We start from the raw sequence: 14,507 nt of genomic DNA, 5'->3' as shown, positions 1-14,507 counted from the left end.
GCTTTCAATACAGAGAACGGGATTACAGATTGATCTGTGGGTCCAGTTCGCCGGTCTGATAACGCTTGTACATGGCCTGCAGTGACAGTGGCTTGATCTTGGAGCCCATACCGGCACAACCGAAGGCTTCGTAGCGCACGGTACAGATGTCGGCCATAGCTTCCATAGAGGCCTTAAGGAATTTGCGTGGATCAAACTCAGTTGGGTTTTCGGCCAGGAACTTACGTACCGCACCGGTTGATGCCAGACGCAAATCTGTATCGATGTTAACCTTACGTACACCGTGCTTGATGCCTTCAACAATCTCTTCCAGCGGCACGCCGTAAGTTTCAGGGATCGCGCCACCATACTGGTTGATGATCTGCAGCCACTCCTGAGGTACAGAAGAAGAACCGTGCATGACCAGGTGAGTGTTGGGGATACGGGCGTGGATCTCTTTGATGCGGTCGATACGCAGCACATCGCCGGTAGGCTTGCGGCTGAACTTGTAAGCACCGTGGCTGGTACCTATGGCGATGGCCAGGGCATCCACGTGAGTGTCGGCCACGAAGCGGGCAGCCTCTTCCGGGCTGGTCAACATCTGCTCATGGCTCAGGGTGCCTTCGGCGCCGATACCGTCTTCTTCACCGGCCATACCGGTTTCCAGGCTACCCAGACAACCGATTTCACCTTCAACAGAAACACCACAGGCATGGGCGAACGCCACTGTCTTGCGGGTGACATCGACGTTGTACTCATAAGAGGCAGGAGTCTTGCCGTCAGACATCAAGGAACCGTCCATCATCACAGAGCTCATGCCGAGCTGGATGGAACGCTGACACACGTCAGGGTGGGTACCGTGATCCTGGTGAATACACACAGGGATATCCGGATACTGCTCGAGGGCGGCCGCCATCAGATATTTGAGGAACTGAGGACGGGCATACTTACGGGCACCGGCTGAAGCCTGCACGATCACAGGGCTATCAGTGGCTTCGGCGGCCTGCATGATAGCACGCATCTGCTCCAGGTTGTTGACGTTGAACGCCGGGACGCCGTATCCATGTTCGGCGGCGTGGTCCAGCAGTTGGCGTAGGGAAATAAGGGCCATTTTTTTACTCCAATAATAGGGTGAATTACTTCACCGAGGTCGCTATCGCTTGGATTTAACTTGATGCTCCCGGCAAAGCCGGGAGCGGTTTCTTTATAATTCTTTTGACTTTGCTTAGTTACCGCGGGCCTTGAGCATAGCCACTGCCGGTAACTCTTTACCTTCGAGGAACTCGAGGAAGGCGCCGCCGCCGGTAGAGATGTATGACACCTTGTCGGCGATACCGTATTTATCCACGGCGGCAAGAGTATCACCGCCACCAGCGATGGAGAAGGCCGGTGACTCGGCGATCGCCTGGGCGATACGCTTGGTGCCTTCGCCGAACTGGTCAAACTCAAACACCCCTACCGGGCCGTTCCAGACTATAGTACCGGCTTTTTGCAGGATAGCTGCCAAGGCTTCGGCGCTGTCCGGGCCTATATCAAAAATCATCTCATCGTCGGCAACCTCGGCCACTGGCTTCAAGGTAGCCACGGCTGCAGGGCTGAACTCCTTGCCAACCACTACATCGGTAGGCACAGGGATATCGCCGCCACGGCTCTGGGCATTGGCCACCAGGCGCTTGGCTTCATCGATAAGGTCGGCTTCATAGAGTGACTTGCCCACAGGATGGCCGGCGGCGGCTATAAAGGTGTTGGCGATACCACCACCCACCACCAGTTGATCCACTATGCCGGATAGAGACTCAAGCACTGTCAGCTTGGTTGACACCTTGGAGCCTCCGACAATCGCCACCAAGGGACGTGCCGGGTTATCCATCGCCTTACCCAGGGCATCCAGCTCGGCTGCCAACAATGGGCCGGCGCAGGCTATCGGGGCAAACATGCCGACTCCGTGAGTCGAGGCCTGGGCGCGGTGAGCAGTACCGAAGGCATCCATCACATAGACATCACACAGGGCCGCCAGCTGCTTGGAAAGCGCCTCGTCGTTTTTCTTCTCACCCTTGTTGAAGCGGACGTTTTCAAACACCACGACTTCGCCTTGGGCAACTTCGACGCCTTCAAGATAGTCTTTTTCCAGGCGCACCGGGCAATCCAGCGCCTTGGCCAGATAGTCAACCACAGGCTTGAGGGAAAACTCCTCATTATATTCGCCTTCGGTTGGTCGTCCCAGGTGGGACATCACCATCACGGCAGCCCCTTTTTCCAGTGCCAGTTTGATGGTGGGCAGTGACGCCCGCAGACGCGCGTCGCTGGTGACGACACCATCGACCACCGGCACGTTGAGATCTTCACGGATCAGCACACGCTTGCCCTGAAGATCCAGCTCTGACATCTTGATAATTGCCATTTTTACGCTTCCTTCTTAATCAAAAACAAATCTGTTTCACTAAGGGCGGCAGCTTCCCTGCCCCCTGAAATAATCTGTCGCAGTCTCTCAGGCGCTGCGGGCCTTGATCATCGCCAGTGCCGTATCCAACATACGGTTGGCAAAACCCCATTCGTTGTCGCACCAAAGCAACAGCTTCACCAGTTGGCCATCACTGACCCGGGTCTGGGTACCATCGACCACGCTGGAGCGCGGATCATGATTAAAATCGCATGATACCAGAGGCTCATCAGTATAGCCCAGAATCCCCTCGAGCCGGCCGTGGGTCGCCTGCTCCAACACTTGGTTTACCTTGGCAATATCCACTCTGTCGTTGAGGGTCACAGACACATCTATAGCGGTAACATTAATAGTGGGCACCCGCACAGAGATAGCCTCAAACTTATCCTTCATCTGCGGCAGGATACGCTCTATGCCGCGGGCAAGCTTGGTATCTACCGGAATAATTGATTGCCCGGCGGCGCGGGTACGGCGCAGATCGTCGTGATAGGCATCTATCACCTGTTGATCATTCATCGCCGAGTGGATAGTGGTAATGGCACCGCTCTTGACCCCAAAGTGCCGGTCCAGCACATCGATGACAGGGACAATACAGTTGGTGGTACAGGATGCGTTGGACACCACTGTGTGTTCGGCGGCCAACAGTTCCTGGTTGACACCATAGACTATGGTGGCGTCAACATCCGCCGAAGAGGGGTGACTTATCAATACCTGGCGGGCACCGGCCTGGATATGAGCCTCACAGCTCTGTCTATCAGAGAGGGCGCCGGTAGCTTCGAACACCAAGTCGATATCCAGCTCGCCCCAGGGCAGTTTGTCCGCCTCCGGCTCGGCCAACAGGGTAATGCTGTCATCCCCCAGTTGCATCATGCCATCGGCAAGGCTCGCGCGGCTATGGAAGCGACCATGGGTGGTGTCATAGTTGGTGAGGTGGACTATGGCCTCGGGCTTAGCCAGTTCATTGATAGCAACGATCTGAATTTGCTGCCTTTTACCCGATTCGTATAAGGCACGGAGAATTGAACGGCCGATGCGGCCATAACCATTGATTGCGACTCTGATCATGGAGATCCTGTTCCTCTAATGAGGGATGCTGATTGGGTAACGGCCTGACTTCCCGACAGGCCGTTGCACTTCCTGTGCGGCATTCCATTGCCTGGTTGCCGCACAGTCATTTCCAATCAGGCAGGCGCGGCTCAGGCGAGCAGAGCCTTACCGGCTTCAACCACTTTATCGACAGTGAAACCGAACATCTCAAACAACTGATTGGCAGGCGCCGACTCACCGAAGCTGGTCATGCCAATAATGCGACCGTTCAGGCCGACATATTTATACCAGTAATCGGCTATGCCCGCTTCCACGGCCAGTCGTTTTGTGACATTGGCTGGCAGTACAGCTTCTTTATAAGCCGCGGTTTGCTGGTCAAATACGTCGGTAGATGGCATGGAAACCACGCGCACCTTGGCGCCAGTAGCGGCCAGCTCAACCTGGGCCTTAACCGCCAACTCGACTTCGCTGCCGGTGGCAATGATGATCAGCTCAGGCGCGCCTTCGCAATCCACCAGCACATAACCGCCCTTGGCCACATCATTCAGTTGCTCGGCGCTGCGTGGCATCTGGGTCAGGTTCTGACGCGAGAAGATCAGCGAAGTTGGGCCGTCTTTGCGCTCAATGGCGTATTTCCAGGCGATAGCAGATTCTACCTGGTCACATGGGCGCCAGGTGCTCATGTTGGGAGTCATACGCAAAGAGGCAATCTGCTCAACCGGCTGGTGAGTCGGGCCGTCTTCACCCAGCCCAATGGAGTCGTGGGTATAGACTTGAATATTCTGCACCTTCATCAGCGCGGCCATCCGCATGGCGTTACGGGCATATTCCATAAACATCAGGAAGGTGGCACCGTAAGGTACAAACCCACCGTGCAGGGCAATACCGTTGATGATGGCGGTCATACCAAACTCACGCACACCATAGTGCAGGTAGTTGCCGCTGGCATCTTCGGCCGAAATAGGCTTGGAACCTGAGTACATGGTCAGGTTGGAAGGCGCCAGGTCGGCACTGCCCCCTAAGAATTCAGGCAACATTTTACCGAAGGCTTCCAGTGCATTTTGCGAGGCCTTACGGGAAGCGATATTGGCAGGATTGGCCTGCAGCTGCTCTATGTAGGCTTTGGCATCGGCGTCAAAGTTGGCAGGCAGTTCACCGTTGAGGCGACGCTTGAGCTCGGCGGCCAGCGCGGGGTGAGCGGCTTCATAGGCAGCGAACTTGTCGTTCCAGCTGCTTTCGGCGGCCTTACCGGCTTCCTTGGCATCCCAGGCAGCATAGATTTCAGATGGGATCACGAATGGCTCATGCTTCCAGCCCAGGAATTCACGGGTGGCGGCAATTTCAGCATCACCCAGCGGCGCACCGTGGCAATCATGAGAACCGGACTTGTTGGGAGAACCGTAACCTATTACGGTCTTGCAGCAGATCAGCGATGGACGCGGATCAGCCTTGGCGGCTTCAATGGCGGCGTTAATAGCTTGTGGGTCGTGACCATCGACACCGGCAACCACGTGCCAGCCATAGGCTTCAAAGCGCTTGGGAGTATCATCGCTGAACCAGCCTTCAACATGACCATCGATGGAGATACCGTTGTCATCCCAGAAGGCGATCAGTTTGCCAAGACCCAGGGTACCGGCCAGTGAGCAGGCCTCATGGGAGATACCTTCCATCAGGCAACCGTCACCCATGAAGACATAAGTGTGATGATCGACAATATCGTGACCGTCACGGTTAAACTGAGCCGCCAGAGCCTTTTCCGCAATCGCCATACCTACAGCATTGGTAATGCCTTGGCCCAAAGGCCCTGTGGTGGTTTCGATGCCGGGAGCATAACCATATTCAGGATGGCCCGGAGTGCGTGAGTGCAGTTGACGGAACTGCTTGAGATCTTCAATGCCCAGATCATAACCCGCCAGATGCAGCAGTGAGTAATGCAGCATGGAACCATGGCCGTTTGACAACACAAAGCGGTCGCGGTCGGCCCATTGAGGGTTCACAGGGTTGTGCTTGAGGTGATCCCGCCACAGGACTTCGGCGATATCAGCCATCCCCATGGGAGCACCGGGGTGGCCGGAATTGGCCTTTTGGACAGCGTCCATACTTAAAACACGGATAGCGTTAGCGAGTTCTTTACGGGAAGACATGCTCTCTCCTGCTTGATCTTAGAGGTCTTGGGCAAATTGGAGCCATATTTTCCCCTACCGGGCAGAAGGACGCAAATAAAATTCACCCACTCACAACGCCAAAAGCAGCCCAGGCTTTGCTTTGTGTTTACATTTGCGCCTCATTTGCGAAGCTTGCCGCTCACAAAGCTGTCAACTTGCCTGTCCGCTGTTCGCTTTCAATGCGGCTACCTGGGTTAAAGCGCCATAGGAAAACTCCTCACCCAGATACAGATGAATCTGATACATTTCAGCAAAATAGCTGAAAACAGTGGAAAAAGCTCTTAGTCATTTGAGCCGATTCCTGCGCCATGGCGCACAAATATTTGCGACAAGGGGTGTCATCCAAGTCGAATTCCACTAAAATGGCCGTCTAGATGTAGATGCTTCTACACGTTTGAATTCCACAGACGAGATTTTCCGAATTATGGCAAAACACTTGTTTACCTCTGAGTCAGTCTCAGAAGGACATCCAGATAAAATCGCCGATCAGATTTCTGATGCGGTACTCGACGCGATTCTGGCTCAGGATCCCAAGGCCCGTGTAGCCTGTGAAACCCTGGTCAAGACAGGTATGGTACTGGTGGCCGGTGAAGTCACCACCTCAGCCTGGGTCGATATTGAAGAACTGACCCGTAAAACCGTTCGCGAAATAGGTTATACCCACTCGGATATGGGTTTTGATGCCGACAGCTGTGCGGTACTGAACGCCATCGGCAAGCAGTCCCCCGATATCAACCAGGGTGTAGACCGTGCCGATCCCAAAGAACAGGGTGCCGGTGACCAGGGTCTGATGTTTGGTTACGCCAGCAATGAGACCGACGTGCTGATGCCAGCTCCTATCACCTACGCTCACCAGTTGGTTAAGCGCCAGTCAGAAGTCCGCAAGAGCGGCGCTCTGCCTTGGTTGCGTCCCGATGCCAAGTCTCAGGTGACTTTCGCCTACGAAGACAACAAGATTGTCGGTATCGATGCCGTGGTACTTTCTACCCAGCATTGCGAAAGCGTCAGCCAGGCGGATCTGGTGGAAGGCGTGATGGAAACCATCATCAAGCCAGTATTGCCTGCCCAGTGGCTGAACAAGGACACCAAGTACTTCATCAACCCAACCGGCCGTTTTGTTATCGGTGGCCCTATGGGTGACTGTGGTTTGACCGGTCGCAAGATCATCGTTGATACCTATGGCGGCATGGCCCGTCACGGTGGTGGTGCCTTCTCAGGTAAAGACCCATCCAAGGTTGACCGTAGCGCCGCTTACGCTGCCCGTTACGTTGCCAAAAACATAGTGGCTGCCGGTCTGGCTGACCGCTGTGAAATCCAGGTGTCTTACGCCATTGGTGTGGCCGAACCGACCTCCATCAGTGTGGAAACCTTCGGCACAGGCAAAGTCTCGCAAGAATTGCTTATCCAGTTGGTACGTCAGCACTTCGATCTGCGTCCATACGGCCTGACCGAGATGCTGGATCTGGCGCGCCCCATCTATCAAGGCACCGCCGCTTACGGTCACTTCGGCCGTGACGAGTTCCCATGGGAGCAAACCAACAAGGCTGAAGCCCTGCGTACCGACGCAGGTCTGTAATAGACTCAGCTTGCAGAAAAACCGCCTCAGGGCGGTTTTTTTATATCTATTTATCGGGCGATATCTCAGTAGCAGTGATCGAAATGGGCCGTTTCCATACAGAGGTAACCCAACTGCTCGGCCGATAGCGGCGTGATATCCAACACTTTCATTGGAGTGAATTCGGTATCAGTCAACTGGCGGATCTGCACCTGATAGCTATTGCTGCGCCCACAGTCGAAACAGACGCCCAAGGCTTGCAGCAGATAATGCGGCTTGCCATCGATTTTGGCTTCAAAAGCCTTTGCCTGCTGACCCTGCAGCGCCAAAACAGACACCAGGTATCTGACATTATCCCAGGCAGAAAGCCTTAGCGACTCACAGGATTGCAGTAGGGTTTCTGGCGTGTTTTGCATCTTACTCTCCCGCGTCAAAGCGCCTGTTAACCCAGCAGCAGATAGAAATCCCGGCCACAAAGGGTGACAAAATCCAGGGTGCGCATGCGGCCATCCCGGCTATGGGCACGTATAGACGCCTCGTTATCCTCGGCGATCAGTGCCAGCCAAGGCGCACTGATGTTGGCTCTGGCGGCGCCATAAAGCTTATCAAACACGCCCTTGCCACGATAATCAGGATGCACCCAAACCGGACCGTAATGCAAAGTCTGCTGCCAATTCAATTCCAGGTCAAAGCGATTCTGGGCCAGTTGCCGACAGAGGGCCTGACACAAAGGCGAATGCTTGAGTTTATCCCAACTGCCGGTTATCAGATAACCGGCTACCTTAGTCGCGTCCAACGCCAACCACACCAGGCCGGAAGCCACCAGAGGTTCAAGCTCCTTGGCAGAAAAGCCCTGCCCTTGCATGCCTTGAGTGCGCTCTCTGGCACTCAATTCATCCTGGCCGAAGCGCTGCTCCAGACTGGCAATCGTCTCAATATCGGCCGCCTCGGCCTGGCGGTATTGCATGGTTTGCGGCATTAAAAAGACTCAGCAAGAAAAGAAGCCGCATTATAGCCAAAGCAGGTTTAAGCCGCACTCGATTTGCGAAATTCCTATACTGCTTCCACACTTAAAGTTGAACTTAAGCCACATCACTCAGGAAGAGACATGCTCCCGGATACCATAGACCCAGGCAAGAGCCTATTGGAAAATGAAAGCCACAGACTCAACCTTATTCGCTGGATGCATCAATGTGAGCTAATGAAACGTTACTACCAGGCCGACAAAGTCTTTGTGCTGCAAAAGACAGAACAGGGATTTGAAGTCATTGTCAGCGCCGCCGATGCCAGCCACAGGTTCCCACCCGGTAAGGTATTCTCTGCAGACGAAAGTGTATTCCTGCGTATGGTCGATAGCCCACCCGAGGGCGTTAATCTGGATCTCACCCGCTCCACCTATAATGACAATCCAAAAGAGTTCAGCAATGTCCTTGGGATTCTATCCCGGCCCGTGCTCTGGCCCGATGGCTCGGTGTTCGGTTGCCTGTGTGTCATCAATGCCCATGCCAACGAGCAGCAACACATAAGCCCTTATATGCTGGAACCGTTTCAAATTCTGCTGCAGCAAGACTTGGCGCTCCTATGCCAAAGCCATAGAATCGAATCGCTATCCATGCGAGACCGGGAAACAGGCATACTCAACCGTTATGGTTTCATTATGATGGCGCCAAGACAGCTCAATCTCGGTCGCCGCTTCGGTGCTCATTCAGGCATTATTTTTTTCGAGTTGATACCCGGGGCGAATATGGATGCCGAAACGCTGGCACGTCATCATAAGGAACTCGGTAACCTGATCCTCAGTACCATAAGAACCGCGGATATTGCCGCCCACTACAACGACAGCCAATATGTCCTGCTGGTGTTTGTCGATCTGGAGCGGGATCTGGAACATATCATCAAGCGCCTTGAGCGGCAGATGAACCAGTTTTCGGCTCCATTGCAGTTGGACTCCAGCAGTTGCTTTTTCAGCCCGGACTCAGCAGCCAAGTTGGCCCCCATGCTGGAAAGTGCCAGAGCAGGGCTCAAGTCATCCAAACAGAAGAAAGAAGCAGAAAAGCCTTGATTCAAAGCACAGAACAAGCATTAAAAAGACTCAGATCCAATAACTGATTATTTGCATTTTATTAACGCAAACGGTTAGGTATCCTGAGGCAATCCCTGCCATCAAAAATACGATAACTATATGCATGCGCAACTGACGGAAAAAACCAGCAGCTTAAGAGACCACCCCAACGACCCTTTGAAGCTTAGCCATTGGCAAAACCGTTTAGCCACTGTCAGAGAAATATTTCACGCCCAAACTGTGCTGTTACTACAGCATATGCCAGACACCAAGCTGCAGGTCCTGAGCCACAGTTCGGTGGCTGAAATCCCAACTGAATTTGAAGATATTGCCTCTATACTGCAACACTTTGCAGCTCACCCGGCCGAGACCATCAAGTACCCACTTCATTGGTCCGATGGCAAGCTGTTTGGCGAATTACTGATCCTAAATGGCAAACCCAAGGTAGCGATAGAGCAGTTGCAGTCTTTGCTCGAGCCTATGCTTGAGCTACTCAAGAGTGAGCTTGGACAGTTGCAACTGATGGAACAGATGGCGTCTCTGTCTTTACAAGATGAACTCACAGGTATGCTCAATCCCAGGGGCTTTAATCTGCTGGCATCAAGGCAGCTGAGTCTTAGTCGCCGTTTGGGCTCCCATGCCGGACTTTTACTGTTGGAAGGCAAGGAACTTAACTCAAACCGTATTGCCGGGCTGCAACAAGATAAGGCCCTGAAAATGCTGGCAAGGGTGATACTGGAGAACATGCGTGAAGCAGATATCTGCACCAGGTTGAATAAGAGCCAATTCATTATCCTGGCATTTGTAGACAACCAAGCGCATTTGGATATTCTCACCAGCCGCTTAAAAAAACGAGTTAGTCGCAGCGATTGCGGCCTACAACTGCTGGTTGGGAAAAGCTTCTTTGCACCTGACTCCCACTTCGAACTTTCACCTATGTTGGAACTGGCAAAGCAAGATCTACTGCAATACAAGGCCTCAAGTTAATCCGGGAAAACCGCTTGCGCCATGGCCGTTCATGCTAATTTTGAACTTAAGCGTTTATTGCGTTTTTTGATCCTGTGCCTTGGCCCATTGGATAAAGATAACCACAGGATATGGCGACATAAATACCAACCCCAAGCCTATCAGCGAGGCAATAATCAACATTCCGCTGACCTCAAGCGCCATAGTAGTCAACATATAAAGCCCAACACCGACAAGCAGCATTAACACTCCGATCCAATGTAACAACTTTAGAAGGCCTATCACTGAGTTAGCATTGGATATCACCCTTCTCCCCCTTTTTAATCCGCGTTATTCTTGTCACACTATAAAGGCTTTATAGACTAATGGAAAAATGACCATGATTAAGAAAACTCTCGTAGCTGCTGCACTGCTATTTGGTCTGGCTGCCTGCCAAACCACCCCGGATACCCAAGGTCAGTTTCTGCCACTGGAAGGCAGCTGGCAAGTAGAAAGCATTATGGGACAACCGACTATAGATTACAGTCCCGCCCAGCTGGTTTTTACCAAGGACGGCAAATTGTCCGGTAACAACAGCTGCAATAACTTCTTCGGCACCTATTCCCAGGAAGGCCTGAAGTTAAAGCTCTCACCCGCCGGCAGTACAATGAAAGCTTGTGTCGATGCACTGATGGCCCAAGAACAACTGGTAATGCAGGCCATGCCTCAGGTGACCCAAGGTGAAATGAGCAATGGCAAGCTCTTGCTCAAGGGTGTTGACGGCCAGGTTCTGCTGCAACTCAGCAGCCTCTGATTTTTCCCTTCAGTCATAAAAAAACCGCCTTCAGGCGGTTTTTTCATTTATGTAACTCATATCAATTACGGCCATGCTCTATAGTGTCAACGGCATTCTGTTCAGCTATCAGAGCACTCTGCTGCATATCGGCATTGTAGTGTTCAATATCCAGTTCATTTTCCGACTTGGCAATCACTGTGGTAGCCACCAAGTCACCGGAGACGTTAACCACAGTGCGGGCCATATCCAGAATACGGTCGATACCGGCAATAATCGCCACCCCTTCCAGCGGCAAACCTACTGTGGTCAGCACCAGCGTCAACATCACCAAACCGGCGCCGGGCACCCCCGCAGTACCTATAGAAGCCAGCGTCGCAGTCAGAATAATGGTGATGTAGTCCACCCAGGTGAGGTCTATGCCAAAGGCCTGAGCCACAAACAGCGCGGTCACCCCTTGGTAGAGTGCGGTGCCATCCATGTTGATAGTGGTACCCAGCGGCAGCACAAAACTGGAAATCTTCTTGTTCACCCCCAGGTACTCACTGGCACACTTCATACTGGCCGGCAAGCTCCCCGCCGAGCTTGACGTGGTGAAGGCGACGGCCATCGCATTGCTTATCCCCTTAAAGAAATGCAATGGATTGAGACGGGCAAAGACACTCAAGACCAAGCTGTAGAAACCGACAATATGCAGGAAACAGCCGATATAAACGGCAACAATCACCTTAATGAGCGGCAACAACATCTCCATACCGTATTCACCAGCCACCCAAGCCATCAAGCCAAACACCCCATAAGGCGCCAGACTCATCACCATATCGGTCAGCTTGTACATAGCTTCTGCCAGGCTCTCGAATACCCGAATCGCAGGCTTACCATGTTCCCCTATCAATACCAGGGCGATCCCCAGTGCCACGGCGAATACGATCACCTGCAGTATCTGCCCTTCGGCCAAAGCCGATACTGGATTGGTAGGTACTATGTTAATCAGGGTTTCCATCAAAGAGGGAGCCTGGGCAACCTTTTCGGTACCGATTTCAGGTGTCATGCTCAAGCCGGATCCCGGACGTATGACAGAACCGACAATCAACCCCAAACTGATGGCAATGGAAGTGGTACCCAGATAGAAAGCAAAGGATTTAAAACCTATCCGCCCCATCTTGGCGGTATCCTGCATTGAGGTCACCCCCACTATCAGCGAGCAGAACACCAATGGCACTATCAGCATCTTGATAGTGTTGACGAACAAAGTCCCTATCGGCTTGAGATAGATGGCGTCTTTACCCAGCATCAGTCCTGTACTCATCCCCAGAACCATACCTATCAGTATCTTCAGCCACAAAGGCAGCCCCGACCAGCGTGACCACAGACGGCCGATGCGTGAAGGTTCGTGTTTTGACATGTGTAAACCTTGATATTTGAAAAAGAGAGGGGCCATTTCCTTGGCAGATGGCCAAGATCAGACATCAAGGCCGGTGCGCGAGTTTAGCACAATGCCCCTGTCGCAAGGATGATCTGTATCACGCTGCCCGGCTCCTGGGTGGAGTTACCATGAGCTGAGGCTGGATAATCCGGGTAAAACTTGAAGTGACACTTTTGATCCAGTCCCCTTTGCGCCTGCACCTAACTGCTGATAAATTGTGCCCCGCACACGCAAATCCTACGGGCGCAAAAGCAAACAGAACTCAAAGGAATAATTATGCTTATAAGAAAAGGTACCCCAAGAGACGCCGAGGCCCTGGTGGCCTTCAACCAGGCGATGGCACAGGAAACCGAAGGACTGTCACTGAACAGCGACACCCTGAGCCGCGGCGTCAGCACTCTATTGGAAAACCCCGCCAAAGGTTTTTATCTGGTGGCGGAGATAGATGGAGAGATTGCAGGCTCCTTGATGGTTACCTATGAATGGAGCGACTGGCGCGCCGCCGACTACTTCTGGATCCAGAGTGTCTATATCAAACCTGAACACAGACGCAAAGGCATATATCGCGCCCTGTATCAGGAGGTCAAGGCACTGGCAGAGCACCAAGGCGGCGCCGCAAGCTTCAGGCTCTATGTGGAGCAGGAAAACACCCGCGCCCAGCAAACATACCAATCACTGGGCATGAGTCAGAGCCATTACTTGATGTATGAAGAAAAGCCCGCCTGAGTTCAGGCGCAGAAACTGGTGACCTTAATAGCCAGGCCACCCTGGCTGGTTTCCCGGTACTTGGCGCTCATATCCTTGCCGGTTTCATACATGGTGGCTATCACCTTATCCAGGCTGACTCTGGGCTCACAGTTCCTGCGCAGTGCCATTCGGGCCGAGTTAACCGCCTTCACGGCGGCAATGGCGTTACGCTCAATACAGGGCACCTGAACCTGCCCTGCGACAGGATCGCAAGTAAGCCCCAGATTGTGCTCCATGCCGATTTCGGCCGCCATACACACCTGGGCCGGGCTGGCCCCCATCAGCTCGGCCAAACCGGCCGCCGCCATGGAGCAGGCAACCCCGACCTCCCCCTGACACCCTACTTCGGCGCCCGAGATAGAGGCATTGCGTTTGTAAAGTCCACCTATGGCCGCGGCCGTCAGCAAAAAGCGACTGTACTCTTTCTGCCCCAAAGGACGAATAAATTTGTCGAAGTAAGCCATCACGGCTGGAATAATCCCGGCCGCACCATTGGTCGGCGAAGTCACTACCCGGCCACCGGCCGCATTTTCTTCACTGACCGCCAGGGCAAACAGGTTCACCCAATCGACTATGACCATAGGATCGCTGGAAAGGCGCTCCCCGGTTTGCAATTGCCGCAACAGTGCCGGTGCCCGCCTTGGCACTCTCAATGGCCCGGCCAGAATCCCTTCGGTATGACATCCCTTGTCGATGGCTTGCTTCATTGTGTGCCAGATATTGCCAAGACCACGGTAGATGCGCTCCTCCGGAGCCAACGCCTTTTCATTGGCCAGCATCAAGGCACTGATACTCATGCCATGTTCACGGCACAGCGCCAGCAACTCTTCAGCATTGGTAAAGGGATAAGGTAAGCTCCGCTCACTTACAACTTGTTTGCCAAAGTCGGCCTCTTCCACCACAAAACCACCGCCGATGGAATAGTAGGTCTTGCTGCTCAATACCAGCTCACCGGCCCAGGCGGTGAGCCGCATGGCATTTTCATGCAGCGGCAGGGCCTCACTGTGAAACTTTACGACATCGGCCGGAAAGGCCACCTTGTGCCCGTGTCCGAGCACGAGTTCACCACAGGCCTGCACCTGTTGGATAAATGTCGGAATCGCATCTATGTCCACAGTCTCCGGACTATTGCCCGCCAACCCCATGATGATGGCGATATCTGTATGGTGGCCCTTGCCGGTCAGCGACAGTGAACCATAGACATCGACACTTACCCGGGTCAGGCGACTCAAACGTCCGTCAAGATGCAGCTGCTCGACAAAATCCCGCGCCGCCTTCATAGGGCCTACGGTATGGGAACTGGAAGGACCCACACCTATCTTGAAAATATCAAAGGTACTGAACATGC

At 53.4% G+C, this 14,507-nt stretch carries 14 protein-coding genes; 5 read left to right on the top strand and 9 right to left on the bottom strand.

Going from position 1 to position 14,507, the window contains the following annotated elements; all coding sequences use genetic code 11:
* Positions 1–22: 22 nt before the first annotated feature.
* From fba to tkt, 4 genes are all read right to left on the bottom strand, one after another.
* Positions 23–1,090, bottom strand: a complete 1,068-nt coding sequence (gene fba, locus RC73_RS02020; RefSeq protein ID WP_039033070.1) for a class II fructose-bisphosphate aldolase — start codon at positions 1,088–1,090, stop codon at positions 23–25.
* 114 nt (positions 1,091–1,204) lie between these two features.
* Positions 1,205–2,380 carry a phosphoglycerate kinase gene (locus RC73_RS02015; protein ID WP_039033069.1) on the bottom strand — a complete coding sequence of 392 codons (1,176 nt, stop codon included), beginning with the start codon at positions 2,378–2,380 and terminating at the stop codon, positions 1,205–1,207.
* Between the two features lie 87 nt (positions 2,381–2,467).
* Positions 2,468–3,484 carry an erythrose-4-phosphate dehydrogenase gene (epd, locus tag RC73_RS02010; RefSeq protein ID WP_039033068.1) on the bottom strand — a complete coding sequence of 339 codons (1,017 nt, stop codon included), beginning with the start codon at positions 3,482–3,484 and terminating at the stop codon, positions 2,468–2,470.
* Positions 3,485–3,615: 131 nt separating this feature from the next.
* The gene (gene tkt / locus RC73_RS02005; RefSeq protein WP_039033067.1) at positions 3,616–5,610 is read right to left on the bottom strand and encodes a transketolase; all 1,995 of its coding nucleotides are present in this window, start codon (positions 5,608–5,610) and stop codon (positions 3,616–3,618) included.
* Positions 5,611–6,055: 445 nt separating this feature from the next.
* On the opposite strand from tkt, the gene metK reads away from it, so the two are divergent.
* Positions 6,056–7,207, top strand: a complete 1,152-nt coding sequence (gene metK / locus RC73_RS02000; RefSeq protein ID WP_039033066.1) for a methionine adenosyltransferase — start codon at positions 6,056–6,058, stop codon at positions 7,205–7,207.
* A 65-nt stretch (positions 7,208–7,272) separates the two neighbouring features.
* Here the strand turns inward: metK and RC73_RS01995 are convergent, their stop codons facing one another.
* Positions 7,273–7,602: a hypothetical protein gene (locus tag RC73_RS01995; RefSeq protein WP_039033065.1), complete on the bottom strand. Its 330-nt coding sequence runs from the start codon at positions 7,600–7,602 to the stop codon at positions 7,273–7,275.
* Between the two features lie 26 nt (positions 7,603–7,628).
* The gene (locus RC73_RS01990; protein WP_143078352.1) at positions 7,629–8,165 is read right to left on the bottom strand and encodes a GNAT family N-acetyltransferase; all 537 of its coding nucleotides are present in this window, start codon (positions 8,163–8,165) and stop codon (positions 7,629–7,631) included.
* Positions 8,166–8,294: 129 nt separating this feature from the next.
* On the opposite strand from RC73_RS01990, the gene RC73_RS01985 reads away from it, so the two are divergent.
* Positions 8,295–9,248, top strand: a complete 954-nt coding sequence (locus RC73_RS01985; protein WP_039033063.1) for a GGDEF domain-containing protein — start codon at positions 8,295–8,297, stop codon at positions 9,246–9,248.
* Between the two features lie 120 nt (positions 9,249–9,368).
* Positions 9,369–10,235 (top strand): diguanylate cyclase domain-containing protein, encoded by an 867-nt coding sequence (locus tag RC73_RS01980; protein ID WP_052247928.1) that lies wholly within the window; start codon positions 9,369–9,371, stop codon positions 10,233–10,235.
* Positions 10,236–10,289: 54 nt separating this feature from the next.
* Here RC73_RS01980 and RC73_RS01975 read toward each other — a convergent pair whose 3' ends face one another.
* Positions 10,290–10,457, bottom strand: coding sequence for a hypothetical protein (locus RC73_RS01975; RefSeq protein WP_226684119.1), 168 nt, complete (start codon positions 10,455–10,457; stop codon positions 10,290–10,292).
* A gap of 136 nt (positions 10,458–10,593) precedes the next feature.
* Between RC73_RS01975 and RC73_RS01970 the strand changes: the two genes are divergently transcribed.
* Complete coding sequence (locus RC73_RS01970; RefSeq protein ID WP_039033061.1) at positions 10,594–11,007, top strand: META domain-containing protein; 414 nt, start codon at positions 10,594–10,596, stop codon at positions 11,005–11,007.
* Between the two features lie 61 nt (positions 11,008–11,068).
* Here RC73_RS01970 and RC73_RS01965 read toward each other — a convergent pair whose 3' ends face one another.
* Positions 11,069–12,391, bottom strand: a complete 1,323-nt coding sequence (locus tag RC73_RS01965) for a dicarboxylate/amino acid:cation symporter (RefSeq protein WP_039033182.1) — start codon at positions 12,389–12,391, stop codon at positions 11,069–11,071.
* A gap of 297 nt (positions 12,392–12,688) precedes the next feature.
* Between RC73_RS01965 and RC73_RS01960 the strand changes: the two genes are divergently transcribed.
* Positions 12,689–13,138, top strand: a complete 450-nt coding sequence (locus tag RC73_RS01960) for a GNAT family N-acetyltransferase (protein WP_039033060.1) — start codon at positions 12,689–12,691, stop codon at positions 13,136–13,138.
* A 2-nt stretch (positions 13,139–13,140) separates the two neighbouring features.
* Here RC73_RS01960 and RC73_RS01955 read toward each other — a convergent pair whose 3' ends face one another.
* The gene (locus RC73_RS01955; RefSeq protein WP_039033059.1) at positions 13,141–14,505 is read right to left on the bottom strand and encodes an L-serine ammonia-lyase; all 1,365 of its coding nucleotides are present in this window, start codon (positions 14,503–14,505) and stop codon (positions 13,141–13,143) included.
* Positions 14,506–14,507: the final 2 nt, after the last annotated feature.

Source organism: Shewanella sp. ECSMB14102, assembly GCF_000813075.1.
GTDB lineage: Bacteria > Pseudomonadota > Gammaproteobacteria > Enterobacterales > Shewanellaceae > Shewanella > Shewanella indica.
This window is presented reverse-complemented; position numbering and strand designations above follow the sequence as displayed.

Bases quoted from the DNA above. Each gene is read 5' to 3' on its own strand.
- RC73_RS01960 (WP_039033060.1), top strand. From the start codon at position 12,689: ATGCTTATAAGAAAAGGTACCCCAAGAGACGCCGAGGCCCTGGTGGCC.
- RC73_RS01980 (WP_052247928.1), top strand. From the start codon at position 9,369: ATGCATGCGCAACTGACGGAAAAAACCAGCAGCTTAAGAGACCACCCC.
- RC73_RS01990 (WP_143078352.1), bottom strand. From the start codon at position 8,165: ATGCCGCAAACCATGCAATACCGCCAGGCCGAGGCGGCCGATATTGAG.
- tkt (WP_039033067.1), bottom strand. From the start codon at position 5,610: ATGTCTTCCCGTAAAGAACTCGCTAACGCTATCCGTGTTTTAAGTATG.
- RC73_RS01970 (WP_039033061.1), top strand. From the start codon at position 10,594: ATGATTAAGAAAACTCTCGTAGCTGCTGCACTGCTATTTGGTCTGGCT.
- epd (WP_039033068.1), bottom strand. From the start codon at position 3,484: ATGATCAGAGTCGCAATCAATGGTTATGGCCGCATCGGCCGTTCAATT.
- metK (WP_039033066.1), top strand. From the start codon at position 6,056: ATGGCAAAACACTTGTTTACCTCTGAGTCAGTCTCAGAAGGACATCCA.
- RC73_RS01975 (WP_226684119.1), bottom strand. From the start codon at position 10,457: ATGCTGCTTGTCGGTGTTGGGCTTTATATGTTGACTACTATGGCGCTT.
- RC73_RS01955 (WP_039033059.1), bottom strand. From the start codon at position 14,505: ATGTTCAGTACCTTTGATATTTTCAAGATAGGTGTGGGTCCTTCCAGT.
- fba (WP_039033070.1), bottom strand. From the start codon at position 1,090: ATGGCCCTTATTTCCCTACGCCAACTGCTGGACCACGCCGCCGAACAT.
- RC73_RS01985 (WP_039033063.1), top strand. From the start codon at position 8,295: ATGCTCCCGGATACCATAGACCCAGGCAAGAGCCTATTGGAAAATGAA.
- RC73_RS01965 (WP_039033182.1), bottom strand. From the start codon at position 12,391: ATGTCAAAACACGAACCTTCACGCATCGGCCGTCTGTGGTCACGCTGG.
- RC73_RS01995 (WP_039033065.1), bottom strand. From the start codon at position 7,602: ATGCAAAACACGCCAGAAACCCTACTGCAATCCTGTGAGTCGCTAAGG.
- RC73_RS02015 (WP_039033069.1), bottom strand. From the start codon at position 2,380: ATGGCAATTATCAAGATGTCAGAGCTGGATCTTCAGGGCAAGCGTGTG.